The sequence below is a fragment of the Burkholderiaceae bacterium genome, from assembly GCA_024235995.1.
Taxonomy (GTDB): Bacteria; Pseudomonadota; Gammaproteobacteria; order Burkholderiales; family Burkholderiaceae_C; genus Ottowia.
In genome coordinates, this window is sequence record JACKLI010000002.1 from 103,681 (window position 1) to 128,762 (window position 25,082).

At 68.0% G+C, this 25,082-nt stretch carries 24 protein-coding genes, 1 tRNA gene and 2 pseudogenes; 11 read left to right on the forward strand and 16 right to left on the reverse strand.

The annotated features are described in order from the left end of the window. Window positions 1-7: 7 nt before the first annotated feature. Both H6927_18205 and H6927_18210 read right to left on the reverse strand, forming a co-directional pair. A complete protein-coding gene (locus H6927_18205; GenBank protein MCP5220017.1) occupies window positions 8-847 on the reverse strand; it encodes an ATP-binding protein in 840 nt (279 codons plus the stop codon). Next, window positions 816-2,342 (reverse strand): IS21 family transposase, encoded by a 1,527-nt coding sequence (locus tag H6927_18210; protein MCP5220018.1) that lies wholly within the window; start codon window positions 2,340-2,342, stop codon window positions 816-818. The genes H6927_18205 and H6927_18210 overlap by 32 nt, the downstream gene beginning before the upstream one ends. Window positions 2,343-2,457: 115 nt before the next feature. On the opposite strand from H6927_18210, the pseudogene H6927_18215 reads away from it, so the two are divergent. Continuing rightward, window positions 2,458-2,745: pseudogene (locus H6927_18215) on the forward strand (hypothetical protein). A 576-nt stretch (window positions 2,746-3,321) separates the two neighbouring features. Here the strand turns inward: H6927_18215 and H6927_18220 are convergent. Both H6927_18220 and H6927_18225 read right to left on the reverse strand, forming a co-directional pair. Further along, window positions 3,322-3,398, reverse strand: a tRNA-Pro gene (locus H6927_18220). 21 nt (window positions 3,399-3,419) lie between these two features. Further along, on the reverse strand, window positions 3,420-4,349 hold the full coding sequence (locus H6927_18225; protein MCP5220019.1) for a polyprenyl synthetase family protein: 930 nt from the start codon (window positions 4,347-4,349) through the stop codon (window positions 3,420-3,422). A 238-nt stretch (window positions 4,350-4,587) separates the two neighbouring features. On the opposite strand from H6927_18225, the gene rplU reads away from it, so the two are divergent. From rplU to H6927_18245, 4 genes are all read left to right on the forward strand, one after another. Further along, entirely contained in the window at window positions 4,588-4,905 is a 318-nt protein-coding gene (gene rplU, locus H6927_18230; GenBank protein MCP5220020.1) for a 50S ribosomal protein L21, read from the forward strand. Window positions 4,906-4,920: 15 nt separating this feature from the next. Then, window positions 4,921-5,184 carry a 50S ribosomal protein L27 gene (gene rpmA, locus H6927_18235; GenBank protein MCP5220021.1) on the forward strand — a complete coding sequence of 88 codons (264 nt, stop codon included), beginning with the start codon at window positions 4,921-4,923 and terminating at the stop codon, window positions 5,182-5,184. 83 nt (window positions 5,185-5,267) lie between these two features. Continuing rightward, a complete protein-coding gene (gene obgE, locus H6927_18240) occupies window positions 5,268-6,332 on the forward strand; it encodes a GTPase ObgE (protein MCP5220022.1) in 1,065 nt (354 codons plus the stop codon). Window positions 6,333-6,384: 52 nt separating this feature from the next. Continuing rightward, window positions 6,385-7,557, forward strand: a complete 1,173-nt coding sequence (locus H6927_18245; protein MCP5220023.1) for a glutamate 5-kinase — start codon at window positions 6,385-6,387, stop codon at window positions 7,555-7,557. On the opposite strand, the gene H6927_18250 is transcribed toward H6927_18245, so the two are convergent. Both H6927_18250 and H6927_18255 read right to left on the reverse strand, forming a co-directional pair. Next, on the reverse strand, window positions 7,551-8,075 hold the full coding sequence (locus tag H6927_18250; GenBank protein ID MCP5220024.1) for a hypothetical protein: 525 nt from the start codon (window positions 8,073-8,075) through the stop codon (window positions 7,551-7,553). The genes H6927_18245 and H6927_18250 overlap by 7 nt on opposite strands. Before the next feature lie 9 nt (window positions 8,076-8,084). Then, a pseudogene (locus tag H6927_18255) lies at window positions 8,085-8,728 on the reverse strand (RNA pyrophosphohydrolase). 105 nt (window positions 8,729-8,833) lie between these two features. Between H6927_18255 and H6927_18260 the strand changes: the two are divergent. Together H6927_18260 and H6927_18265 are read left to right on the forward strand one after the other, a co-directional pair. Then, on the forward strand, window positions 8,834-10,579 hold the full coding sequence (locus tag H6927_18260) for a proline--tRNA ligase (GenBank protein MCP5220025.1): 1,746 nt from the start codon (window positions 8,834-8,836) through the stop codon (window positions 10,577-10,579). Window positions 10,580-10,581: 2 nt separating this feature from the next. Then, window positions 10,582-11,238, forward strand: a complete 657-nt coding sequence (locus H6927_18265; protein ID MCP5220026.1) for a lytic transglycosylase domain-containing protein — start codon at window positions 10,582-10,584, stop codon at window positions 11,236-11,238. Window positions 11,239-11,247: 9 nt separating this feature from the next. Here H6927_18265 and H6927_18270 read toward each other — a convergent pair whose 3' ends face one another. After that, window positions 11,248-12,561, reverse strand: coding sequence for an HlyC/CorC family transporter (locus H6927_18270; GenBank protein MCP5220027.1), 1,314 nt, complete (start codon window positions 12,559-12,561; stop codon window positions 11,248-11,250). Window positions 12,562-12,758: 197 nt separating this feature from the next. On the opposite strand from H6927_18270, the gene H6927_18275 reads away from it, so the two are divergent. Continuing rightward, a complete protein-coding gene (locus H6927_18275; GenBank protein ID MCP5220028.1) occupies window positions 12,759-13,493 on the forward strand; it encodes a DUF937 domain-containing protein in 735 nt (244 codons plus the stop codon). A 73-nt stretch (window positions 13,494-13,566) separates the two neighbouring features. Here the strand turns inward: H6927_18275 and grxD are convergent, their stop codons facing one another. The 3 genes from grxD to H6927_18290 all read right to left on the reverse strand — a co-directional run bounded on the left by grxD (window position 13,567) and on the right by H6927_18290 (window position 15,969). Next, window positions 13,567-13,899 carry a Grx4 family monothiol glutaredoxin gene (grxD, locus tag H6927_18280; protein ID MCP5220029.1) on the reverse strand — a complete coding sequence of 111 codons (333 nt, stop codon included), beginning with the start codon at window positions 13,897-13,899 and terminating at the stop codon, window positions 13,567-13,569. A gap of 388 nt (window positions 13,900-14,287) precedes the next feature. Next, window positions 14,288-14,578, reverse strand: coding sequence for an H-NS histone family protein (locus H6927_18285; protein MCP5220030.1), 291 nt, complete (start codon window positions 14,576-14,578; stop codon window positions 14,288-14,290). An 83-nt stretch (window positions 14,579-14,661) separates the two neighbouring features. After that, the gene (locus tag H6927_18290) at window positions 14,662-15,969 is read right to left on the reverse strand and encodes an HlyC/CorC family transporter (GenBank protein ID MCP5220031.1); all 1,308 of its coding nucleotides are present in this window, start codon (window positions 15,967-15,969) and stop codon (window positions 14,662-14,664) included. Window positions 15,970-16,004: 35 nt separating this feature from the next. On the opposite strand from H6927_18290, the gene H6927_18295 reads away from it, so the two are divergent. Then, the gene (locus H6927_18295; protein MCP5220032.1) at window positions 16,005-16,844 is read left to right on the forward strand and encodes a symmetrical bis(5'-nucleosyl)-tetraphosphatase; all 840 of its coding nucleotides are present in this window, start codon (window positions 16,005-16,007) and stop codon (window positions 16,842-16,844) included. A gap of 117 nt (window positions 16,845-16,961) precedes the next feature. On the opposite strand, the gene H6927_18300 is transcribed toward H6927_18295, so the two are convergent. Further along, window positions 16,962-18,413: a DEAD/DEAH box helicase gene (locus H6927_18300; protein MCP5220033.1), complete on the reverse strand. Its 1,452-nt coding sequence runs from the start codon at window positions 18,411-18,413 to the stop codon at window positions 16,962-16,964. A 69-nt stretch (window positions 18,414-18,482) separates the two neighbouring features. Continuing rightward, window positions 18,483-19,352 carry a neutral zinc metallopeptidase gene (locus tag H6927_18305; protein MCP5220034.1) on the reverse strand — a complete coding sequence of 290 codons (870 nt, stop codon included), beginning with the start codon at window positions 19,350-19,352 and terminating at the stop codon, window positions 18,483-18,485. A 40-nt stretch (window positions 19,353-19,392) separates the two neighbouring features. On the opposite strand from H6927_18305, the gene pcp reads away from it, so the two are divergent. Beyond that, window positions 19,393-20,079, forward strand: coding sequence for a pyroglutamyl-peptidase I (gene pcp / locus H6927_18310; protein ID MCP5220035.1), 687 nt, complete (start codon window positions 19,393-19,395; stop codon window positions 20,077-20,079). Then, window positions 20,079-20,975 carry a delta(1)-pyrroline-2-carboxylate reductase family protein gene (locus tag H6927_18315; protein ID MCP5220036.1) on the forward strand — a complete coding sequence of 299 codons (897 nt, stop codon included), beginning with the start codon at window positions 20,079-20,081 and terminating at the stop codon, window positions 20,973-20,975. Before pcp ends, H6927_18315 begins: the two co-directional genes overlap by 1 nt. A 1-nt stretch (window position 20,976) precedes the next feature. On the opposite strand, the gene H6927_18320 is transcribed toward H6927_18315, so the two are convergent. The 4 genes from H6927_18320 to H6927_18335 all read right to left on the reverse strand — a co-directional run bounded on the left by H6927_18320 (window position 20,977) and on the right by H6927_18335 (window position 25,067). After that, window positions 20,977-21,543, reverse strand: a complete 567-nt coding sequence (locus tag H6927_18320) for a dCTP deaminase (GenBank protein MCP5220037.1) — start codon at window positions 21,541-21,543, stop codon at window positions 20,977-20,979. A gap of 79 nt (window positions 21,544-21,622) precedes the next feature. After that, complete coding sequence (locus tag H6927_18325; protein ID MCP5220038.1) at window positions 21,623-22,687, reverse strand: BMP family ABC transporter substrate-binding protein; 1,065 nt, start codon at window positions 22,685-22,687, stop codon at window positions 21,623-21,625. A 73-nt stretch (window positions 22,688-22,760) separates the two neighbouring features. Next, the gene (locus H6927_18330; protein ID MCP5220039.1) at window positions 22,761-23,816 is read right to left on the reverse strand and encodes an adenosine deaminase; all 1,056 of its coding nucleotides are present in this window, start codon (window positions 23,814-23,816) and stop codon (window positions 22,761-22,763) included. 93 nt (window positions 23,817-23,909) lie between these two features. Continuing rightward, window positions 23,910-25,067, reverse strand: coding sequence for a BMP family ABC transporter substrate-binding protein (locus tag H6927_18335; GenBank protein ID MCP5220040.1), 1,158 nt, complete (start codon window positions 25,065-25,067; stop codon window positions 23,910-23,912). Window positions 25,068-25,082: the final 15 nt, after the last annotated feature.

Below are 25,082 nucleotides of genomic sequence, written 5' to 3' on the forward strand. Positions count from 1 at the left end.
TCTTTGACTATTCGGTTGTGGATAAGTCTATCGGGTCTGCTGTTTTTCGATCTCCTTTCTGGCTCTTTGGGCGTTGCTTTGGGGGAGCCGCGCCAGCGGCACTGGAGTGCTTGAATCGCCAGCTCTCGTTGCCCGTCTCGACGATGTGGCAATGGTGCGTGAGCCGGTCAAGCAAGGCCGTGGTCATCTTGGCGTCTCCAAAGACGCTGCTCCACTCCGAGAAGGTGAGGTTGGTGGTGATCACCACGCTCGTTCGCTCATAGAGTTTGGAGAGCAGGTGGAACAGCATCGCGCCGCCCGACTGCGTGAATGGCAGGTAGCCCAGTTCATCCAGGATCACCAGATCGACGTACATCAGGCGGTGCGCCATTTGCCCGGCCTTGTTCTGCGCCTTCTCCAGCTCCAGGGCGTTGACCAGCTCCACCGTTGAGAAGAAGCGCACCCGCTTGCCATGCATGCGAATGGCCTCGATCCCCAGGCTCGTGGCCAGGTGGGTTTTACCCGTGCCGGGGCCACCAACCAGCACCACGTTGTGCGCCGACTCCACGAAGCGAAGGGTGTGCAACTGGCGCACCAGTGCTTCGTCGAGCTGCGCGTGGGCGAAGTCAAAGCCGGCGAGGTCACGGTGCGAAGGGAAGCGCGCCACGCGCATCTGGTAAGCCATGGAACGCACCTCACGCTGAGCGGTCTCGGCCTTGATGAGCTGGTGCAGCACGGCCTCATGATCCAGCGACTTCATGCGGGCGGTGCCCAGTACCTCCGGCCAGGCACTGGCCATGCCGTGCAGGCCCAGCGCTTTGAGGGCATCAATGACGTCATGCATGGTCGGACTCCGGTGATGCCTCATGAGGCTGGACGTTGCGCAGTGCGTCGTAGCGCTGCAGGTTGGCCAGTGGCGGCGTGTTGAGCTTGAGCATCGTGGCCACCGGTGGCTCGGGCACGCGCTGCTCCTTCAGACGCGAGAGCACGTTGAGCACGTGCTCGGCACTCACCCGCCCGGACTGCAGCGCCAGCTCTACCGCCACCACCACGGCCTCCAGTCCATGCAGGCTCACCCCCATGAGCACCTGCGCCATCACCCTGTCGCCACCGCTGTGGCGCAGCAACTGGCGCTGCATTTCCTGCAGTGGCTCGGGCATGGTCTTGAAGGGCGCGCCGTTGCGCAGCGCGCCGGGCTTTCGCTCGATGAGCGCGATGTAATGCATCCAGTCGTAGAGCGTCTGATCACGTTCGAAGCTGCGCGCCAGGCGCACCTGTCGCCCATCGGGCCCGACCACCAGCAGGCCATCCGCGTAGGCCCGCAGACTGACCACCGCATGAATCCATTCACACGGCACGCTGTAGCGGTTGCGCTGGAAGTGGATCAGTGCGGTCGCAGAGACCCGTACCGGCTGCTCCACGTAGCCATCAAACGCACGGGGGTTGGGCATGAGACGAGCACGTTCGTCCTGCCAGACATCGGCCACCGTGAGCTGAGTCCATTCCGGGTGACTCATCTCAGCCCAGGCCTTCACGCAGGCCTGCTGCAACCAGTCGTTGAGTTCACCAAGCGTCCCCCAGCGCCGCTCGCTGGCCTCACGCCAGATGTCCTTGCGCCGATCCTGAACGTTCTTCTCCACGACCCCCTTCTCCCAGCCGGCGGCCCGGTTGCAGAACTCCGGCTCGAACAGGTAGTGCCCGGTCATCGCCTCGAAGCGTGCATTGACGCTGCGCTGTTTGCCATGGCCGACCTTGTCCACAGCGGTCTTCATGTTGTCGTAGATGCCCCGCCGGGGCACGCCACCGAAGAGGGCGAACGCCCGTGCGTGCGCATCGAACAGCATCTCGTGCGCTTGGCTGTAGTACGCCACCAGGCAGAAGGCGCGACTGGCCGCCAGCTTGGTGTGTGCCACTTCCAGGCGGCGGCGCAGCCCGCCGATGAACAGGTACTCGCAGCTCCAGTCGAACTGGAACGCCTCGCCCAACTCGAAGCTCAGCGGCACGAACCCCGCACCACGCGCAGCGTTGCCTTGCTCTTGCTGCCAGCGCTGGGCAAAGGCGTAGACCGGCCCTCGGCTGCCGCTGTAGCCCTGCGCGCGCAGCGCCTCAAACATGGCCTTGATCCCGCGTCGATCGCGTTTGCTGCGATGGCTATCGGCCTTGAGCCATTGGCTCAACTGCTCCTTGTACGGATCCAGGATGCTGGGGCCCGACACCCGCTGCGGGTATCGGGGTTCGGCCATCTGCCCGTCTTTGAGCCACTTGGTGGCTGTGTTGCGCGAGATGCCCAGGCGCCGGCTGGCCTCGCGCACCGACACGTCCTGCCTCAGCACGAGGCGGCGTAACTTGCTCAATGTGCTCACGTTGATCACTCCTGCTCCCCCGTGCTGAAAAATTCAGCAGGATAGAGCGGCAACGTGGCTCAAATTTCAACGTGAATGCGTCCCGAAATGGCCCAGCTTTGGAAATGAATCAACACCCAGCGTCAGCCAGAACGACGCCATCGAGATGCTGGCCCAGCACATCATCACCAAGCCCGTGTTTGATGCGCTGTTCGAGGGCTACGCCTTCACCAGCAAGAACCCCGTGTCCCAGTCCATGCAGAAGATCATGGACATCCTTGAGGCGCAGGCGCTGGACAAAGAGCACGAGACGCTGGAAGGCTTCTACGCCAGCGTGCGCGAGCGTGCCTCGGGCATCACCGACCCCAAGGGACGGCAGAAGATCATCGTCGAGCTGTACGACAAGTTCTTCAAGACCGCCTTTGGTGCGACAAGTCCCTTGGTCCGACGAGAACGTGTTTGCGGGTCGCCTAGGCCGGCGACCGAGAGTGAAATTGGCATGAAGGCCTCACAAGCGAACGCGCTTGTGAGAGCCGGTGCTGTTGATGCGGCAGATCGTGCTTATGGAGTTACCAGGCTGACACGACCGTTCGATGCCGCACCTCACGGTGCCTTTGTTCACTGAGGCTGGATGTAGGGGCCATTGCGCATGCAACCCGAACATCTCCACCCTGGCGGGTACACGCCGAGCGTTGATGGCTCTCTTGGTTCGGCTATCTCTCGTTCCCCGAACCTCACCTGCCCCGAGCCAACGGCTCACACAGCGGCAACATGGGTGTCCGGCAGGGCCGCTGTGTTGTTCTCACCCATGAACAACAGTATGGATAAATGCACAGGACTGGTCAAGGCGTAAGCCGAGCCATCGAGTCATAACGACATCGAGCGCTTGGGACAACCTTGGGACACTGAGGGGAGGAATTTACTTTGAATCGGCATGAATGACGATCCAAAGTAAAAAAGCCTAAGTGCTTGATCCACTTAGGCTTTTCTGTTTTTTGTTTGGTCGGGGTGAGAGGATTCGAACCTCCGGCCTCTACGTCCCGAACGTAGCGCTCTACCAGGCTAAGCTACACCCCGATGGTTTTGCCGGGTGCCCGATCAGGAGCGCCGCTGCAAAAGCTGAGCCGACAATTCTAGCAAACTCTCGGTGTAGGGGTTGCGGGCAAAGCCCTGCAGGGCCTCGACCGCGCGGCGGGCCTGGTCGGATGCGGCGTCGCGGGCCTGCTCCAGCGCGCCGCAGTCCTGCACGATGCGCAGGATGGCGGGCAGCTCGTCGGTGCTGCCCGATTCGATGGCGCGGCGCACCAGGGCCGATTCGGTCGCGGCGGCGCGCCGCATGGCCACGATCAGGGGCAGGGTGACCTTGCCTTCGCGCAGGTCATCGCCCAGGTTCTTGCCCAGCTCGGCCGCGTCGCCCTCGTAGTCGAGCACGTCGTCGATGATCTGGAACGCCGTGCCCAGCGACTGGCCGTATTCGGCGCAGGCGGCCTCGACCTCGGGCGGGCTGCCGGCCAGCACCGCCGCCAGGCGGCAGCTGGCCTCGAACAGCTTGGCGGTCTTGGAGCGGATGACGCGCAGGTACGCCGCCTCGTCCAGCGCGGCGTCGCGGATGTTCATCAGCTGCAGCACCTCGCCTTCGGCGATGACGTTGGTGGCGTCGGCCAGGATCTGCATCACGCGCATGCTGCCGGTCTCGACCATCATCTGGAAGGCGCGCGAGTACAGGAAGTCGCCCACCAGCACGCTGGCCGGGTTGCCGAAGACCTCGTTGGCGGTGGACTTGCCGCGGCGCAGGGTGGATTCGTCCACCACGTCGTCGTGCAGCAGCGTGGCGGTGTGGATGAACTCGACCACCGCCGCCAGGTTGAAGCGCTGCTCGCTCGTGCAGCCGAGCGCGCCGCAGGTCAGCAGCAGCAGCACGGGCCGCAGGCGCTTGCCGCCCGAGGCGATGATGTAGCGCGCCACCTGCCCCACCAGCGGCACGCCCGAGTCCAGGCGTCGGGCGATGGTGGCATCGACCTCGCGCATGTCGGCGGCGGCCAGCTCGAGCGCGCGGTGATAGGGGGTGGAGGAGGCGGACAAGGCGTGCGGCAGAAAGGGGTCGAACAACGCAGGCGAGGGCCGCGTGCGGCGCCCGGATTATAGGTTTGCCCTACCGTGGCTTGGTTGGGCCAGGGGGCTGGTTTGCCAGCATCGGCGGGAGCCTCTATAATGCGCGGTTCGCCGGAAATCCGTCTGGCGAGACTCAACCAACGAGGGTTTTCATATGTACGCGGTCATAAAAACCGGTGGCAAGCAGTATCGCGTTGCTGCCGGCGAAAAGATCAAAGTAGAACAGATTGCTGCGGACGTAGGCCAGGAAATCACCATCGACCAGGTTCTGGCTGTCGGCAGCGGCGGCAACCTGGTGGTGGGCGCGCCCCTGGTGTCCGGCGCCACCGTGGTGGCCAAGGTGCTGTCGCACGGCAGGCACGACAAGGTGCGCATCTTCAAGATGCGCCGGCGCAAGCACTACCAGAAGCGCCAGGGCCATCGCCAGAACTACACCGAACTCGAGATCGGCGCCATCAACGGCGGCAATTAAGGAAAGGAAAGCGACATGGCACAGAAAAAAGGCGGCGGCTCCACCCGCAACGGCCGCGATTCCAAACCGAAGATGCTGGGCGTGAAGGCGTTTGGTGGCCAGTCCATCAGCGCCGGCTCGATCATCGTGCGCCAGCGCGGCACGCGCTTTCATGCCGGCACCAACGTCGGCGTGGGCAAGGACCACACCCTGTTCGCGCTGGTCGACGGCCAGGTGTCGTTTGCGACCAAGGGCGCGCTGAACAAGCACACGGTCATCGTGACGCCGGTGGCGGCCTGATTTTTTCAGGCGCCTCGGTGCAGACCAAAGCCCCGCGCCGCGGGGCTTTGGCGTTTTTGAGGCTGCCCTAAACTCCCACAATCATGAAATTCGTCGACGAAGCCTTCATCGACATCGCCGCGGGCGATGGTGGCAACGGCTGCGTGTCGTTTCGGCACGAGAAGTACAAGGAGTTCGGCGGCCCCAACGGCGGCGACGGCGGGCGCGGCGGCCACGTGTACGCGCTGGCCGACGCCAACCTCAACACGCTGATCGACTTTCGCTATGCGCGCCGCCACGAGGCCGGGCGCGGCGAGCACGGCATGGGCTCGGACATGTTCGGCGCCGCGGGCCACGACATCACGCTGAAGATGCCGGTGGGCACCATCATCAGCGACGCCGAGACCGGGGAGGTGCTGTTCGAGCTGCTGACCGCGGGCGAGAAGATCATGATCGCCAAGGGCGGCGACGGCGGCTTTGGCAACCTGCGCTTCAAGAGCGCCATCAACCGCGCGCCGCGGCAAAAGACCCCCGGCTGGCCGGGCGTGCACCGCAGCCTGAAGCTGGAGTTGAAGGTGCTGGCCGACGTGGGCCTGCTGGGCATGCCCAACGCGGGCAAGTCCACCTTCATCGCCGCCGTCAGCAACGCGCGCCCCAAGATCGCCGACTACCCCTTCACCACGCTGTACCCCAACCTGGGCGTGGTGCGCGTGGGGCCCGAGCAGAGCTTCGTCATTGCCGACATTCCGGGCCTGATCGAGGGCGCCTCCGAGGGCGCCGGGCTGGGCCATCAGTTCCTGCGCCACCTGCAGCGCACGCGCTTGCTGCTGCACATCGTCGACATCGCGCCGTTCGACGAAGGCATCGATCCGGTGGCGCAGGCGCGCGCCATCGTGGCCGAGCTGAAGAAATACGACCCGGCGCTGCACGCCAAGCCACGCTGGCTGGTGCTCAATAAGCTGGACATGGTGCCGGTTGAGGAGCGCGCCGCGCGGGTCAAGGACTTCGTGCGGCGCCTGCGCTGGAAAGGGCCGGTGTTCGAGATTTCGGCGCTCACGCGCGAGGGCTGCGAGCCGCTGGTGCAGGCCATTTACCAGCACGTGCATGCCGTGCAGCGCGCCGACGCGGGCGACGAGCCCGTCGATCCGCGCTTTGCTGATCAATCATGAACTATTAAATCAATAGCTGCTCGCGCTTTTTTGATGCGGGCTGGCGGCCAAAATGATTCAAGAATCGAGTGCACAGGTGCTGCGCCAGGCGCGCCGCATCGTGGTCAAGGTGGGCTCCAGCCTGGTGACCAACGAGGGCCGCGGGCTGGACGCCGCGGCCATCGGTGAGTGGTGCCGGCAGCTCGCGCTGCTGGAGCGTGGCGCGGGCGGGCAGGCGCCGCGCGAGCTGGTGATGGTCTCCAGCGGCGCCATTGCCGAGGGCATGAAGCGCCTGGGCTGGGCCAAGCGCCCGCGCGAGGTGAACGAGCTGCAGGCCGCCGCCGCCGTGGGCCAGATGGGCCTGGCGCAGATGTACGAGACCAAGCTGAGCGAGCAGGGCCTGCGCAGCGCGCAGGTGCTGCTGACGCACGCCGACCTGGCCGACCGCGAGCGCTACCTGAACGCGCGCTCCACCCTGATGACGCTGCTGCAGCACCAGGTGCTGCCGGTCATCAACGAGAACGACACGGTGGTCACCGACGAGATCAAGGTGGGCGACAACGACACCCTGGGCGCGCTGGTGGCCAACCTGATCGAGGCCGACCTGCTCGTCATCCTGACCGACCAGCGCGGGCTGTACACGGCCGACCCACGGCGCGACCCCAAGGCCGAGTTCGTGCACGAGGCGCGCGCGGGCGACCCGGCCCTGGAGCGCATGGCCGGCGGCGCCGGCTCGGGCATCGGCACCGGCGGCATGCTGACCAAGATCGTGGCGGCGCGGCGCGCGGCGGGCTCGGGCGCCTCCACCGTGATCGCCTGGGGGCGCGAACCCGATGCGCTGCTGCGCCTGGCGGCGGGCGAGAACATCGGCACCCTGCTGGTGGCGCCCACGCACAAGACGCAGGCGCGCAAGCAGTGGATCGCCGACCACCTGCAGCTGCGCGGCTCCATCACGGTGGACGAGGGTGCGGCCGCCAAGCTGCGCCGCGAGGGCAAGAGCCTGCTGCCCATCGGCATGACGCAGGCGGAAGGCGATTTTTCGCGCGGCGACGTGATCGCCATCCGCGACGGCGCCGGCCGCGAACTGGCGCGCGGCCTGGCCAACTATTCAAGCAGCGAGGCGCGCCTGCTGTGCCGCCGGCCGTCCCGCGACATCGAAAAGCTGCTGGGCTACAGCGGCGGGCCCGAGATGGTGCACCGGGACAACCTGGTGCTGACGCAGCCGGGCGCCGGCGCCGATCAGTAGTAGAGCACCTGGTCGCCGGTCTTCAGCGCGCGCACGATCTCGGCCACCGAATGGCGTACGGTCGTGCCGTTGCACAGGCCGCCGCGCGCCAGCTGGTAGGGGTGGCGCACCATCACGGTGTTTTGCCCCATCATGGGCTTCCACGCGCTTTCGGTGCTGGGGGTCCAGGGGCTGCCCTGCACCTGGCGGGCGTAGACGCGGTATTCGGCCGTGGCGCAGCGGATGCCTTCGTAGGTGGCGTTGACGGCCGAGCTGCCGCGCGTCACCACCACGTAGCGCACGATGCCGGTCTGTACGTTGACGCTGATGGTGGCCGGGTCGACCCCCATCTTCACCGTCGAGGTGCGCGGCATCTCGATCTCGATCAGGTGGTCCAGGCTGTAGCTGGGCGGGGGCGGCGGGGCGTCTTCCTTCCAGTCGGCGCGCTCGAGCTCGACGGTTTGCGCGCCGGCGGCCGCGGCCAGCGCCAGCAGCGCGGCGCCGGCCAGCGTCCGCGCCAGGGTGCCCATGCGTGTCATGAACCGCTCCGGGGCAGGAGGGGCGAGCGCAGGCCGCCGCTCAGGCTGGCGCCAGGGGGCAGCTCGATGCCGCCCGGCGCCGTGTCGGGCCCGCTGTGGGCGATGGGCGCCGGCACGGCAGGGACGTCGCCGCGCTCGCGCATGCGGGCGCCGCCGCGCAGGTAGCGGTTGCGTTGCTCGGGGCGCGGCAGGAAGCGCGCCAGCTCGGTCAGCGCCAGCTCGTACACGCCGCGCTTGAACTCGACCACCACGTCCAGCGGCACCCAGTAGTCGTTCCAGCGCCAGGCGTCGAACTCGGGGTGGTTGGTGGCGCGCAGGTTCAGCTGCCAGTCCTGCGCCACCAGCTGCAGCAGGTACCAGATCTGCTTCTGGCCCTTGTAATGGCCGCGCGCGTCGCGGCGGATGAACCGGTCGGGCACCTCGTAGCGCAACCAGTCACGGGTTCGGGCCACGATGCGCACATGCTCCGGCAGCAGGCCCACTTCCTCGTGCAGTTCGCGGAACATGGCCTGCTCGGGCGATTCGCCCCGATCGATGCCGCCCTGCGGAAACTGCCAGGAGTGGGTGCGGATGCGCTTGCCCCAAAATACCTGATTTTTCTGGTTGAGCAAGACGATGCCGACGTTCGGGCGAAAGCCTTCCCGGTCAAGCATAATCAAACCTCAAATTCAATAAGTTGTGACCATTATGCACGGCATGAAACGCTGGGCAAGTGGGCACAAACCCCCTGTGCGGCGCCCCGCGGGCGCCGGGTGTCCATGAAAGCCTCCCAGTTCCTGATTTCCACCCTCAAAGAGGCGCCCGCCGATGCCGAAGTGGTCAGCCACCGGCTGATGATGCGCGCCGGCATGATCAAGCGCCTGTCGGCCGGCATCTACACCTACATGCCCATGGGCCTGCGCGTGATCCGCAAGGTCGAGGCCATCGTGCGCGAGGAGATGAACCGCGCCGGCGCCATCGAATGCACCATGCCCGTGATCCAGCCGGCCGAGCTGTGGAACGAGAGCGGGCGCTTCGAGAAAATGGGCCCCGAGCTGATGCGCGTGAAGGACCGCCACGAGCGCGACTACGTGGTGCAGCCCACCAGCGAGGAGGCGGTGACCGACATCGCGCGCCAGGAGTTCAAGAGCTACAAGCAGTTGCCCAAGAACCTGTACCAGATCCAGACCAAGTTCCGCGACGAGCGCCGCCCGCGCTTCGGCCTGATGCGCGGGCGCGAGTTCATCATGAAGGACGCCTACAGCTTCGACCGCGACGAGGCCGGCGCCAAGCGCAGCTACCAGGTGATGGCCAAGGCCTACCGCGCCATCTTCGACCGCTTTGGCCTGAGCTACCGCGCCGTGGCGGCCGACTCGGGCGCCATCGGGGGCGATTTAAGCGAGGAGTTCCAGGTCATCGCCGCCACCGGTGAGGACGCCATCGTGTATGCCACCGGCAGCGACTACGCGGCCAACCTGGAAAAGGCCGAGGCGGCTGCGCCGCAAGGCCCACGCCCCGCGCCCGCGCAGGCCCTGGTCAAGATGCCGACGCCCGGCAAGAGCACCTGCGCCAACGTGGCCGCGCTGTTGAATCTGCCGTTGACGCAGACGGTGAAATCGCTGGTGCTGGCCACCGACACGCTGGACGAGCAGGGTGTCGTCACCCAGTCGCAGGTGTGGCTGCTGCTGCTGCGCGGCGACCACGACATGAACGAAGTCAAGGTGAGCAAGGTGCCGGGGCTGGACGCCGGTTTCCGCTTTGCCAGCCTGCCCGAGATCGAGGCGCACTTCGGCTCCAGGCCCGGCTACCTGGGCCCCATCGGCCTGAAAAAGCCGGTCAAGGTGGTGGCCGACCGCGAGGTGGCGCTGATGGCCGACTGGGTGTGCGGCGCCAACGCCGAGGACTTTCACTTCACCGGCACCAACTGGGGACGCGATCTGCCCGAGCCGGACGTGGTGGCCGACATCCGCAACGTGGTGGCGGGCGACGCCGCGCCCGACGGCCGTGGGCAACTGGCGATCGAGCGCGGCATCGAGATCGGCCACGTGTTCTACCTGGGCACCAAGTACAGCCGCGCGATGAACGCCACCTTCCTGGACGAGGACGGCAAGCCCAAGCCCTTCGAGATGGGCTGCTACGGCATCGGCGTCACGCGCCTGCCCGCCGCGGCCATCGAGCAGAACCACGACGAGCGCGGCATCATCTGGCCCGACGCCATCGCCCCCTTCACCGTGGTCATCTGCCCGGTGGGCATGGACCGCAGCGAGGCCGTCAAGGCCGCCGCCGAGGCGCTCTACGCCGATCTGCGGGCCGCGGGCGTGGACGTGATCCTGGACGACCGCGGCGAGCGCCCCGGCGCCATGTTTGCCGACTGGGAGCTGATCGGCGTGCCGCACCGCGTGACCATTGGCGACAAGGGCCTGAAGGACGGCCAGCTCGAATACCAGCACCGCCGCGACACGGCGGCCACGCGGGTGCCGCTGGCCGACATCGCCGCCTTCGTGAAGGGCCGTCTGGCCGGGTGACGATGCCCGCCCGAAGCCGCCGCGCCCTGCTGCGCACCCTGCTGGCGCTGCCCGGCGGCGCGCTGCTGGGGCCACGCGGCGCCCAGGCCGGCGGACAGCTGGAGGAGCCCCTGGCCGACGCCGTGCGCACGGCGCTGAGCGCGGCCATCGCCAACGACGCGCCGCCGGTGCCGGTGTTCGACAACACCGAGGCGCGGCTGGCCTACCTGCGCTGGCTCTCGCACATGAGCGACCGGCTGTACGGGCGCATGAAGGACTTCGACACGCGCATCGGGTTCCTGCAGACCCTGTGGTACGAGACCCACCGCGCCGGGCTGGACACCTCGCTGGTGCTGGGCCTGGTGCAGGTCGAGAGCGCGTTTCGCAAATACGCCGTCTCCAGCGTGGGCGCGCGCGGCTACATGCAGGTCATGCCCTTCTGGAGCCGGGTGATCGGCGACGGCGATCCGGGCAAGCTGTTTCACATGCAGACCAACCTGCGCTTCGGCTGCGTCATCCTGCGCCACTACCTGGACCGCGAGCAGGGCAACCTGTACCTGGCGCTGGGGCGCTACAACGGCTCGCGTGGGCAGGCGCCGTATCCGAATGCGGTGTTCGGGGCGCAAAAAAACTGGCATTTCGACCGCCAGCCGGCGTCGATCATGCCCAGCAAGCTATAAAAACAGTAGTCAATCGCCCGCTGCAACGTGGGGCGCCGGCGCCTCGCGCGTGACCAGCACCTGGTCGATGCGGTGGTTGTCCACGTCCATCACCTCGAAGCGGTGCCCGTCCCACGTCAGCCGGTCGGTGCGGCGCGGCACGCGGCGCAGCATCACCATCAGGAAGCCGGCCAGGGTGTCGTACTCGCCCATGTGCGGCGGCTCGTTCAGCTCGAGCGCGCGCAGCACGTCGGACATCGGCGTCAGGCCGTCGATCAGCCAACTGCCGTCCTCGCGCCGCACGATCATCTCCTCGTCCTCCTGCGTCACCAGCTCGCCCATCACCGTGCTCATCACGTCGTTGAGCGTGACCAGGCCCACCACCGTGCTGTATTCGTTGACGATCAGCGCAAAGTCCTCGCGCTGCTGGCGAAACTGGTGCAGCACCTCCGACAGGCTCAGGCGGTCGGGCACCACCACCAGCTTGTGCAGCAGGGTGTCGTCGGTCAGGCGGATCGGCTGGCCGTTGAGCACGCGCTGGAACAGCTCCTTGGCGTCCACGTAGCCGAGGGTCTGGTCCAGCTCGCCGCGGCACACCGGGTAGGTCGAGTAGGGCTCGGCGGCGATGCGCGCGCGCACCACCTCGGCGGGGTCGTCGTGGTGCAGCCAGGCGATGCGGTCGCGCGGCGTCATGGCGCTGCTGACGGCACGCGTCTCCAGCTCCAGCAGGTTCTCGATCACCTGCTGCTCGGGGCGGTCGATGGCGCCGGCCTGCGTGCCGGCCTCGGCCAGCGCCAGGATGTCGTCGGGCGTGATGCGCTCGTCGCGCCGCAGCGGCAGGCCCAGGGCGCGCATCAGCGCGTCGGTGCAGCGCGCGTACAGCCACACCAGCGGCCGCAGCGCCAGCCGCACCGCGTGCATGGGGCCGATCAGGGCCATGGCCACGCGCTCGGGCTCGGCCATGCCCAGGCGCTTGGGCAGCAGGTCGGCAAACACGACGAACATCGAGGTCACCACCAGCACCGACGCGGCAAAGGCCACGTCGCCCGCCAGCTCCACCGGCAGCCACAGCGCCAGCAGGCGCGCCAGCGGCGGGCCGAACAGGCCCTCGCCCACGATGCCGCCCAGAATGGCCACCGCGTTGACGCCGATCTGCACCGTGGTGAAATAGTCGCCCGGCTGCTCCTGCACCTGCAGCACGCGCAGCGCCCGCGCGTTGCCCGCGTCGGCCAGCGAGCGCAGCCGCAGCCGGCGCGAGGCCGCCAGCGCGATCTCGGCCAGCGCGAAAAAGGCGCTGACCACGATCAGCAGCACAATCAGCAGCAGGCTCTGCGTGAAGCTCATGAGGGCAGGGACGATGGGGAGTTGGCTGCCCCGCGCAGGATGCGGCGGGCACGCCGGGCCAGTGTAGGGGCAATCGCGCGCCAGGCAGGCCGTTCGGGGTGGCGTGAGGGGCTGACTATAATTTTTTCGGGGGTGCGGCCGCGCCGGGGTTCCGGGGCGCCGCCCCTTTCCATAACTGCTGACGAGCGAGGTTCGTGATGTATGAGGTGCTGATCCGCGAGGCGGCCGTGCGTTTTGGCCTGGGTGACAAGGCGCTGCCGGTGCTGCAGATGCTGCTGGCCTACATGACGGCCAAAGACAGCGGGGGGCTGGTTGGCTTTCTCGAAAAATTCAAGGCTGCCGGGCTGGGGCCGGTCATCCAGTCCTGGCTGGGCGGCGGGCCCAGCGCCCAGCCGATCGGCAACAGCCAGCTCGAGACGGTGCTGGGCTCCAGCGGCGGCCTGCTGTCGCTGATCAGCGGCAAGCTGGAACTGGGGCGCGACAACGTGACCTCGGCCCTGGGCTACCTGCTGCCGGCCCTGGTGGGCAAACTCACGCCGGGTGGCAGCATGCCCTCCAGCCTGCCGCCCGAGGTGCAGAGCCTGGCCGAGGCCGGTCAGCAGCTGCTGGCGGCGCCGGCCCCGGCGGAGCTGACCTCCGGCGGCATCGGCGGCGGCCTGCTCAGCTGGCTGCCCTGGGTGGTGGTGGTGCTGGCCGCGCTGTTTGGCCTGAGCTACTGCGGCAAGGACAAGGGCAGCGCCACCCCGCCGGCGGCCTCCGCGCCGGCATCGGCGCCCGCCGAGGCGGCACCCGCAGCGCCGGCAGCGGCACCGGCCGCGTCCGAGCCAGCCTCACCCGCTTCCGAAGGAGCGGTGCCGGCGGCGGCAGCACCTGCTGCATCCGAGCCCGAGACGCCCGCATCGGCGGTGGTCTCGGGCGACACGCGCGCCTGAGGCGGCGCGGCGGCCATGAAAAACGGACGCCTCAGGCGTCCGTTTTGCTTTTGGGCTCAGCGAGAGGGTGGTGTCAGGCGGCGTTGGCGCCCACCAGCTGCTGCAGCTCGCCCGACTCGTACATCTCCATCATGATGTCGGCGCCACCGATGAATTCGCCCTTGACGTAGAGCTGGGGAATGGTGGGCCAGCGGCTGTAGTCCTTGATGCCCTGGCGGATGGCTTCGTCCTCCAGCACGTTCACGGTGGTGAGCGCGCCGGTGTCGACGCCGACGGCCTTCAGGATCTGGACGGCGCGGCCCGAAAAGCCGCACATCGGAAAATGGGCGTCGCCCTTCATGAACAGTACGAGGTCATGACCTTTGACGAGCTGCTCGATGCGTTGCTGGGTGTTTGAATCCGTCATGGTGCTTCCTGTTGCGCGAAGTGTGAATTATCCCATTTCGGGCGCAACCCCATGGGGCGCGAGGCTGGATGAAAAACAAGGGCGCCCCTAGTCCAGTGAAACGGTGAAATCGGCTGTGCGCTGGAACCGCAACAGGTGCAGGACAAGGCGCGCGCCGCAGCCAAGGCTGGCTGCCTTGGCAAGGTGCGCAACGCCGGCATGCGCCTGTTGCGGCTCCAGCCCTTCGGGTGAATGCCTGGCAGGGCCGCACTCGTCGTTGCCGTGCTCGCCGGGTGTCCAACCCGGCTGCGCCCGACGCCTCGATTGCGGCCCTGCCAGGCATTCACGCACACCCGATTTCACCGTTTCACTGGACTAGGCGCCCTGCCATCGGTACAGCGAACCGGGGTCAGGCAATCGCGAAAGCGCTGCGGTCCTTGCCCTCGATCCAGCGCGGGGGCTTGCCGCGGCCGGTCCAGGTCACGCCGGTGGCCGGATCGCGGTATTTGGGCGCCACCTTGCCGGCGGATGCGGCCTTGCCGCTGCGGCGGCTCGGAAACACGTCCTGCGCCGTCAGGCCATATTCGGCCACCAGTTCGCGCACCTTGTGCACGGCGTCGGCAATCTCGCGCTTGCGCGCTTCCTCGATTTGAACAGCCAGTTCTTTCTGCTTTTGCAGCAGTTCCTTGTAACTCGCCATAATCATTGAATCCCGTGAAATGAAAGGAGCCAGAATATATCACCGCAAGGGCGATATTCAAGGCCAAACGATCAGTAACATTTTCATATTTCGGTATCGGCCACCAACGCAGGGTGAGCCTTGATTTTATCAATCCGCCGGCCCTGCATCCGGCGAATCTCGAAAATCCAGCCCGCGCATTCGATTTGCTCGCCGGCCTGCGGCATGCGGCCCAGCACCGACATCAGCAGGCCGCCCAGGGTGTTGTAGCGGTTTTTGTCTTCTGCCGGCAATTCATCGATATCCAGCCGGGCTTTCAGTTCGCTGATCGGCATCAGCCCGTCCAGCAGCCAGCTGCCATCGGGCGTGGGCGTGGCCCAGGCTTCGACATCGGCGTCCGGCTTCAATTCCCCCGTAATGGCTTCCAGCAAATCGTGTGGCGTCATCATGCCCTGCACCACGCCATATTCATCCACCACAAAGGCCAGCCGCCCTGACCTGGCGCGCAATTGCTCCAGCATTTCCAGCCCGCTCAGGGTTTCTGGCAGGAATCGGGCCGGCTCGGCATGGGTATCGATGGGGCCGTCGACATGCGGGCCCAAGGCGAGCAGACGCGCCACGGATATCACGCCCTTGACCTCGTCCAGGCCATTGCGGCAAACCGGATACCAGGAATGGACGCTGTTTTCACCGTGGCGCGCCACATAATCGAGCGCCTGCGCCACGCTCAGGCCGGCGTCCAGCCAGTCGATGTCGCCGCGCGCCACCATCAGCGAGGTCAAAGGGCGGTCGTCGAGGTGAAACACGTTGCGCACCATCTGGTGCTCGTGCGCCTCGATCAGGCCGGCGTCCACGCCTTCTTCCAGGCTGGCCGATATTTCCTCCTCGGTCACGCGCCGGCCCTGTGTTTCGTCGATGCGCAGTAGCTTGAGCATGCCCTGCGTGCACACCGACAGCAACCACACGAAGGGCTTGGCCAGGCGCGCCAGCCAGGTCATGGGCCGGGCGATCCAGCGCGCCACCGCCTCGGGAAACATCTGGCCGATGCGCTTGGGCACCAGCTCGCCGAACACGATGGTGGTGAAGGTGATGATCGCCACCACCAGCGCCGTGCCGGCAAACGAGGCCACGCCCGGGCTCAGGCCCAGCTCGGCCAGCCACGCCGCCACCGGGCCGCTGAAGGCCGCCTCGCCCACGATGCCGTTGAGCATGCCGATCGAGGTGATGCCCACCTGCACCGTGGACAGGAACTGCGTGGGGCGCTCCATCAGCGCCAGGGCGGCCGTGGCGCCGGCGTCGCCGCTTTCCTCCATGGCGGCCAACCGGGCCTTGCGGCTGGAGGCCACGGCCAGCTCGGACATGGCGAACAGGCCGTTGAGCAGGGTGAGAAAAACGATCAGGAAGAAGTCCATGCCGGCCGGGAGCGAGCCCGGTGGAAAATTGGGCCATGGCACTTTATCTTATCGGCGACGTGCAGGGTTGCGACGACGCCCTGGGCCGGCTGCTGGCGGCGGCGGCGTTTTCTCCCAGCCGCGACCGGCTGATCGTGCTGGGCGACCTGGTCAACCGGGGGCCGGCCTCGCTGGCCGTGCTGCGCCGGCTGGTGGCGCTGGGCGCCGCCGGGCAGAGCCTGCTGGGCAACCACGACCTGCACCTGCTGGCGCTGGCCAGCGGCGCGCGCGCGCCGCACCGGCTGGACACCGTGGGCGACGTCCTGGCCGCGCCCGACCGCGCCGCGCTGCTGGACTGGCTGCGCCAGCGCCCGCTGGCGCAGCGCGAGCAGGGCGTGCTGCTGGTGCACGCCGGCGTGCTGCCGCAGTGGACGGCCGAGCAGACCCTGGCCCTGGCTGGCGAGGTGCAGGCGGTGCTGCGCGGCGCCGACTGGATGGTGTTCTTGCAGCAGATGTACGGCAACCAGCCCGACCGGTGGCATGACGAGCTGCAGGGCGCCGAGCGCCTGCGCGTGATCGTCAACGCCCTCACACGGCTGCGCTTTTGCACGCCCGAGGGCCGCATGGAGTTCGCCACCAAGGAGGGCGGGGCGGCGGCGGCGCCTCCCGGCTACCTGCCCTGGTTCGACGTGCCGGCGCGCCGTACGGCGGGCGAGTCGATCGCCTTCGGCCATTGGTCCACGCTGGGCGCCATCGAGCGGCCCGGGCTGATTGCGCTGGACACCGGCTGCGTGTGGGGCGGATGCCTGAGCGCCGCGCGGCTGGACGGCGCTGGCCGCGTGGCCGAGCGCATCCAGGTGCGCTGCGCGCAGGCGCAGGCGCCGGGCCGGGCATGAAGCACGCCGCGCTGGCCCTGCCCATGACGGCATGGCTGCGTGAGCTATTTTTTATATAGCTGCTCGCGCTCTGTGCATACGGGCCGTAGCCCTATTTGGTTTGAAACAGGCAGGCGTTCAGGACGCCGGCTCGGTGCTCGGCTCGGGCGCCTTGAACAGGGCTGCCACGGCGCGCTTGGGCTTGATGTTGGCCGAGCGGCCGGCGCGCGGGCGCTGGGGGGTGTCCCAGGCCGGCGGGGCCTGCTCGGCGCTGGCCTCGGCGGTGTAGGGCTGGTTGAAGAAGGGGTCGGCGGGGGCGCTGGGGGCGCCGCGCGGGGTGGTGCCGCGCCGCTCGCCGCGGGCGCGCCGGGCGTCGTCGCGGCTGTCGCCGGTTTCCTCGCCTTGCCAGCGGCGGCGGCCGTCGTTGGCGCGGCCGTGCGGGCGCTCGCCCTCGAACTCCAGGTGCTCCAGCTCGATCTTGGTCTTGAGCAGCTTTTCCAGCTCGCCCATCAGGCGCTGGTCGCCCCGGGTGACCAGGGTGACGGCCAGGCCTGAGGCGCCGGCGCGGCCGGTGCGGCCGATGCGGTGCACGTAGTCCTCGGGGTTGAAGGGCACGTCGTAGTTGAAGACGGCGGGCACGTCCTTGATGTCCAGCCCGCGCGCGGCCACGTCGGTGGCCACCAGCAGGTCGACCTCACCCTGCTTGAAGGCCTCGAGCGACTTCAGACGCTCGTCCTGGCTCTTGTCGCCGTGCAGGGCGGTGGTCTTCAGGCCGTCGCGCTCCAGCGCGCGCGCCAGCCGCGCCGTGCCCAGCTTGCTGTTGCAGAACACGAAGGCCTGGCGCAGTTCCTTGTCCTTCAGCACCTGGCGGATGGCGCGGCGCTTGTCCTCGTCGTCCAGCAGGTAGAAGTGCTGGTCGACGGTGGAGGCGGTGGCATTGGGGCGCGCCACCTCGATGGTGATGGGGTCGTGCAGATAGCTTTCGGCCAGGCGCTTGATCTCGGGCGAGAAGGTGGCCGAAAACAGCAGGGTGGTGCGGCTCTTGGGCAGGTGGCTGAGGATGCGCTGCAAATCGGGCAGAAAGCCGATGTCCAGCATGCGGTCGGCCTCGTCCAGCACCACGTATTCGACCTGGTTGAGGACGGCGGTCTTGGCCTCGATGTGGTCCAGCAGGCGCCCCGGCGTGGCCACCAGCACCTCCACGCCCTGGCGCAGCTCGGCGGTCTGCGGCTTCATGTCCATGCCGCCAAACACCACGGCGCTGCGCAGCTGCGTGTATTTGGCGTACTGCTTGACCTGGTCGGCCACCTGCACCGCCAGCTCGCGCGTGGGCAGCAGCACCAGCGCGCGCACCGGGTGGCGCGCGGGCGAGAGCGAGGCGGTCTCGTGCTTGAGCAGGCGCTGCAGCAGCGGCAGCGAAAAGGCCGCCGTCTTGCCGGTGCCGGTTTGCGCCGCGCCCATCACGTCCTGGCCCGCCAGCACCACCGGAATGGCCTGCGCCTGGATGGGGGTCATGGTCTCGTAGCCCATGTCGGCCACGGCGCGCTTGAGCGGCTCGGCCAGCGCCAGATCGGAGTATTTGCTTGTCATTAACCTTCTATTGTCGCACTTCGGCCTGTTTCGGGCCTGACGGCGCGCTCTAATCTCGCCGCGGCGCCATCACAGGCCCTGCGCGTTGAAGGTATCGCAGCTTTGCACGCTGCCGGTCTTGTAGCCCTGCGTGAACCAGCGCACACGCTGGGCGCTGGAGCCGTGGGTGAAGCTGTCGGGCACGGCGTAGCCCTGGCTGCGCTTTTGCAGCGTGTCGTCGCCGATCTGCTGCGCGGCGTTGATGGCGGACTCGATGTCGCCCGCGTCCAGCCACTGCTTGGCCTGGTTGGAGCGGTTGGCCCAGATGCCGGCGTAGCAGTCGGCCTGCAATTCCAGCCGCACCGACAGGGCGTTCTGCTGCGCCGCGCTGGTGCGCCCGCGCATGCTGTCCACCTTGTCGGTGATGCCCTGCAGGTTCTGGATGTGGTGGCCCACCTCGTGCGCCACCACGTAGGCGCGGGCAAACTCGCCCGGCGCGCCCAGCTGGCGCGTCATGGTGTCGAAGAAGTCCATGTCCAGGTACACCTTCTGGTCGCCCGGGCAGTAGAACGGCCCCATCGCCGACTGCCCGGTGCCGCAGGCCGTGGGCGTGGCGCCGCGGTACAGCACCAGCTTGGGCGCCGGGTAGCGCTGGCCGGCCTGCTGGAAGATCTGGCCCCACACGTCCTCGGTGGAGGCCAGCACGGTGGAGACGAAGGCGGCGTTCCTGTCGTTGGCGGGCGGGGCCTGGGCCGGTCCTTGTTGCTGCTGCGACGTGCCGCCGCCGCCCGAGAGCACGCCGATGGTGGTTAGCGGGTTGATGCCGAACACGCCCCAGCCGATCAGCGCCAGCACGATGGTGCCGATGCCGATGCTGCGCCCGCCAATGCCGAAGCCACCGCCCCCGCCGCTGCGGCGGTCCTCGACGTTGTCCGACTCGCGTTGACCTTCCCATCTCATGCCAGGCTCCCACTCGCGCGGCTTGCGCTAAATTGGCGTGATGGTAGCGCCATCTTCATCCCGCACCCCGCCAAAAAAGACCGTCGAATGCAAGCCGGTGTTACTCACGGGCTTCGACCCCTTCGGCGGCGACCCGATCAACCCCAGCTGGCTGGCCGCGCGCGCCTTGCACCGGCGGCGCATCGCCGGCCACGCGGTGGTGGCGGCGCAGCTGCCCACGCAGTTCGGCGCCTCGCTGGCGCGCCTGCGCGCGCTGCTGGCCGAACACCGGCCGGCGCTGGTGATCTGCCTGGGCCTGGCCGCCAGCCGCGGCGCGCTGTCGCTGGAGCGCGTGGCCATCAACATCAACGACGCGCGCATCGCCGACAACGCGGGCGCACGGCCCATCGACACCCCTGTAGTGGCCGATGCGCCCGTGGCCTACTTCTCGCGCCTGCCCATCAAGGCCATGCACGCGGCCATCCAGGCGTCCGGCATCGGGGTGGAGGTGTCGCAGACGGCCGGCACCTTCGTCTGCAACCATGTCTTCTACGGACTGATGCACCACCTGGCCACCACCCGCGGCTTTGCGCGCACGCGCGGCGGCTTCATCCATGTGCCGCCACTGCCCGAGCAGACCGCGCACGGCATGCCGCTGGCGCAGATGGTGGAGGGCTTGCGCATCGGCATCCGCACGGCGCTGACGACGGTGAACGATGCGCGGCACGGAGCGGGGGCGGTGGACTGATGGCCGGTACCTTGACAGCGCAAGAAACCGCCGAGCGCCTGCCCTGGCCCGCGCTGGTGGACGAGATCGAGGCGCTGCTGGGCGACGCCAGCGTGCGGGTGCCCGAGCGCATCGTCATGCCCACCGCGCACGGCGCCGTGCTGTTCGTCATGCCGGCCCGCGACGCGCGCGTGGCCATGACCAAGCTGATCAGCTTCACCTCCGCCAACGTCGGCACGGCCACGCCCACCATCCAGGGCGACGTGGCGGTGTTCGACGTGGCCAGCGGCGCGCGGCGCCTGATCCTGGACGGCCCCACCGTCACCGCGCGGCGCACCGCCGCCGTGTCGGCCCTGGCCGCGCGCCGGCTGGCGCCCAACCGAGCCGGGCCGATGCTGATCGTGGGCGCAGGCGTGCAGGGCCGCGCGCACCTGCAGGCGTTTGCCGCCGCGCTGGGGGTGCGGCGCTTTCTGATCGCGTCGCGCAGCGCCGCCAGCGCGCAGGCGCTGGTCGATCACGCGCGCACGCTGGGCCTGCAGGCCGAGGTGGCGCCCGATGCGGATGCCGCCCTGGCCGATTGCCCGCTGGCCGTCACCTGCACGCCAGCCAGCGGCGTGGTGCTGCGCGCGCATCCGCGTGCCGATGGGTTCATCGCCGCCGTGGGCGCCTTCACGCCGCAGATGGTGGAGCTGGCACCGGAGTTGTGCCGTCACATGGCCGAGGTGGGCCGCATCGTGGTGGATACGCGCGATGCCGGGCACGAGGCGGGCGATCTGCTGCAGGCCGGCCTGGACGTGGCGGCGATGCCCACGCTGGCCGACGTGGCGCCCGGCGCATCGATGGGCCCGGTGCTGTTCAAGAGCTGCGGCTGGGCCGGCTGGGATCTGGCGGCCGCGCGGCTGGCGATGCGCGGGTGACTCAGGTCTTGGGCAAGGTCACCCCGACTTGTCCCTGGTACTTGCCGCCGCGGTCCTTGTAGCTGGTCTCGCACACCTCGTCGCTCTCGAAGAACAGCACCTGCGCGCAGCCCTCGCCGGCGTAGATCTTGGCCGGCAGCGGGGTGGTGTTGGAGAACTCCAGCGTCACGTAGCCTTCCCACTCCGGCTCGAAAGGCGTGACGTTGACGATGATGCCGCAGCGCGCGTAGGTGCTCTTGCCCAGGCAGATGGTCAGCACGTTGCGCGGGATGCGGAAGTACTCCATCGTGCGCGCCAGCGCAAAGCTGTTGGGCGGGATGATGCAGACGTCGCCCGTGAAGTCGACAAAGCTCTTTTCGTCGAAGTTCTTCGGGTCCACCACCGTGCTGTGGATGTTGGTGAAGATCTTGAACTCGGGCGCGCAGCGGATGTCGTAGCCGTAGCTGCTGGTGCCGTAGCTGACGATCTTGCGGCCATCCACCTGGCGCACCTGGCCGGGCTCGAAGGGCTCGATCATGCCGTGCTCCTGCGCCATGCGGCGAATCCACCTGTCGCTCTTGATGCTCATGCGGCCTCACTCATGTATTGATAGCTGGTTGCGCAGCAACACCGTGCGCAACCTGCCTATTTTGCCTTGAGTCTGGCGCTCACCTGGGCAGGGCGCCCTGCACGCCCTCGACCAGGTAGTTCATCTGCAGGATCTGCGCGTCTCTGGGGACCTGGCCCCTGGGCACCTGCAGCTTGCCGGTGTTGTCCGTCACGGGTCCGGCAAAGGGATGCAGGAGGCCGGCGGCGATGTCCTTTTGCCGCGCCAGCACCTCGTCGCGCACCTTGGCCGGTACCTGGGGGCCGAAGGCCTCGATGCGCACCATGCCCTCCTTCACGCCGCCCCAGGTGTCACCGCTTTTCCAGCTGCCGTTGCGGATGGCGCGCACGCGGGCGATGTCGTAGGCCTCCCAGTGGTGGGTCACGGCGGCCAGCTGCGCGTGCGGGGCCACGCCGCGCATGTCGGAGTGGTAGGCGATGGCCAGCTTGCCGCGCTCCTCGGCGGCGGCCATGACGGCGGTGGAGGCGGTGTGGAAGGCCAGCACGTCGGCGCCCTGGTCCATCAGGGTCATGGCGGCGTCGCGCTCGCGCGGCGGGTTGAACCACTCGTTGAGCCACACCAGCTTGACGCTGGCCTTGGGGTTGACGCTGCGCAGGCCCAGCGTGAAGGCGTTGATGCCCTGCAGCACCTCGGGGATGGGAAAACCCGCCACGTAGCCCACCACGCCCGTCTTCGTCATGCGCCCTGCGGCGATGCCCGACAGGTAGCGCCCTTCGTAATAGCGCGCGTTGGCGGTGGCCACGTTGGGCGCGCGCTTGACGCCGGTGACGACCTCGAACTTCACCTGCGGAAATTCCCGCGCCACCTTCAGCGCCGGCTCCATGTAGCCGAAGCTGGTGGTGAAGATGATGTCGTTGCCCTGGCGCGCCAGGTCGCGGATCACGCGTTCGGCATCGGGCCCTTCGGCCACGTTGTCCACGTGGGTGGTGACGACCTGGGGGCCGAATTCCTTTTGCACCGCCAGCCGTCCCAGCTCGTGCTGGTGCGTCCAGCCGGTGTCCAGGATGGGGGTGACATAGACCCAGGCCGCGCGTGTGGGCGTCTGGGCGTGCAGGGGAGCAAAAAAACAGGCGGCCGCGAGCGCGGCCACGAGGTTTTTGTACATGGTTGTCCTCGACATGGCCCCGAGTGGATGAAGACGCGGCGCCGTCGGGGCGGCGGCGCTGCGATGGGCGATTTTACCGGCCGGCGTCGTGCGCGCGCTCGAAGCACTCCTGCAGTTGCTGCATCCAGCGCTGCTTTTGCGCGGCGTCGGCAAAACTGGCCTCGAAGCTGTTGGCAGCCAGTTGGTACGCCGCTTGCGCATCCAGGCCGGTGGCGTCGAACACGGCCTGGAAGTTGGCGTTGACGTAGCCGCCGAAGTAGGCCGGGTCGTCGCTGTTGACCATGGCGCACAGCCCGCCGGCCAGCAACTGCGGCAGGCTGTGGCGGGACAGGTCGGGGAACACCTGCAGCTTCTGGTTGGACAGTGGGCAGACGGTGAGCGGGATGCGCTCGGCGGCCAGGCGCTGCATCAGGGCCGCGTCGTGCACGGCCTGCACGCCGTGGTCGATGCGCTCGGCCTTCAGCACGTCCAGCGCCTGCCAGATGTAGGCGGGCGGGCCTTCCTCGCCGGCGTGGGCGACGATGTGCAGGCCCAGCTCGCGGCAGCGGGCAAACACGCGGGCGAACTTCTCGGGCGGGTGGCCGCGCTCGCTGGAGTCCAGCCCGACGCCGATGAACTGCTCGCGAAAGGGCAGGGCCTGCTCCAGCGTCTCGAAGGCCTCGCGCTCGTTCAGGTGGCGCAGAAAGCACAGGATGAGTGCGCTGGAGATGCCCCGCTCGCGCCGCGCCTCGTCGCGGGCGCGGGCCAGGCCGTGGATCACCGTCTCCATCGCCACGCCGCGCGCAGTGTGCGTCTGCGGGTCGAAGAAGATTTCGGCATTTGCTACGTTATCGGTAGCGGCTTGCGCAAGGTAGGCGCGGGCCAGGTCGTAGAAATCCTGCTCGGTCTGCAGCACGCCGGCGCCCTGGTAGTACAGGTCGAGAAAGCTCTGCAGGTCGTCGAAGGCATAGGCCTGGCGCAGGGCCTGGGCGTTGGCGTGGGGCAGGGTGATGCCGTTGCGGGCGGCCAGGGCAAAGGCCATCTCGGGCTCGAGCGAGCCTTCGATGTGGATGTGCAGCTCGGCTTTGGGCATGGCGGCCAGCAGGGCGGGCAGCCGCGCGCGGGCGATGGGGGGCATGCTCCAGCTCATGCGGGGTTCTCCATGGGTGTTGCCGGGCGGCGGCGCAAAAGGCAACGGCGGGTTGCCCCGCCGTTGCCTGGATGCCAGCCGGTCGTTGGCCGCTTACTTGGCGCCGGGCACCTTGCCTTCGACGCCCTTGACGAAGAAGTTGACGCCGCCCAGGAACTTGTCGTCGGCGACCTGGTCCTTGGCCAGCACTTCCTTGCCGTCGTTGTCCAGCAGCGGGCCCTTCCAGATGTGGTAGGTGCCCGCCTTCAGGCCGGCCTTGACCTCGTCGAGCTTGGCCTTGGTCTCGGCCGGCACGTCATCGGCCACCGACACCAGGTCGATGGCGCCTTCCTTGACGCCCCACCACTGGTTGGGGCCGGTCTTCCAGGTGCCGTCCAGTACCTCGGAGACGGACTTCTTGTAGTAGGGCTCCCAGTTGATGATGGCCGAGCCCAGGTGCGCCTTGGGCCCGTAGGCGGTCATGTCCGAGTCCCAGCCGAAGGCGCGCTTGCCCATCGACTCGGCGGTCTTGAGCACCGAGGGCGAGTCGGTGTTCTGGAACAGCACGTCGGCGCCGCCGTTGATGAGCGAGGTGGCGGCCTCGGTCTCCTTGGGCGGGTTGTGCCATTCGTTGATCCAGACCACCTTGGTCTTGATGTTGGGGTTGGTGAGCTGCGCGCCCAGCGTGAAGCTGTTGACGTTGCGCACCACCTCGGGGATCGGCACCGTGGCGACCACGCCCAGCACGTTGGACTTGGTCATGGCGCCGGCGATCACGCCCGCCATGTACGCGCCCTCGTAGGTGCGGCTGTCGTAGGTGCGCATGTTCTCGCTGGACTTGTAGCCCGTGGCGTGCTCGAACTTGACGCCGGGGTTGTCGGCCGCGACCTTCACCATCGGCTCCATGAAGCCGAAGCTGGTGCCGAAGATCAGCTTGTTGCCCTGGGCCACCAGGTCGCGCGCCACGCGCTCGGTGTCGGCGCCCTCGGGCACGTTCTCGACGAAGCTGGTGACGATCTTGTCGCCGAACTCCTTTTGCACCGCCTTGCGCGCGTTGTCGTGCGCAAAGCTCCAGCCGCCGTCGCCCACCGGGCCGACGTAGATCCAGGCGGCCTTCAGCGGCTCGGCCGCGGCGGGGGCGGCCGCTGCCGCCGGCGCCGGGGCGGGTGCGGGCGCCGCGGCCTCTTCCTTCTTGCCGCAGGCGGCCAGGGTCAGGGCCGCGGCCGACAGCGCCGCCAGGCGCAGGGCGGTGCGTTTGTTCAGGTCGATCATCGAAAAGCCTCCGGG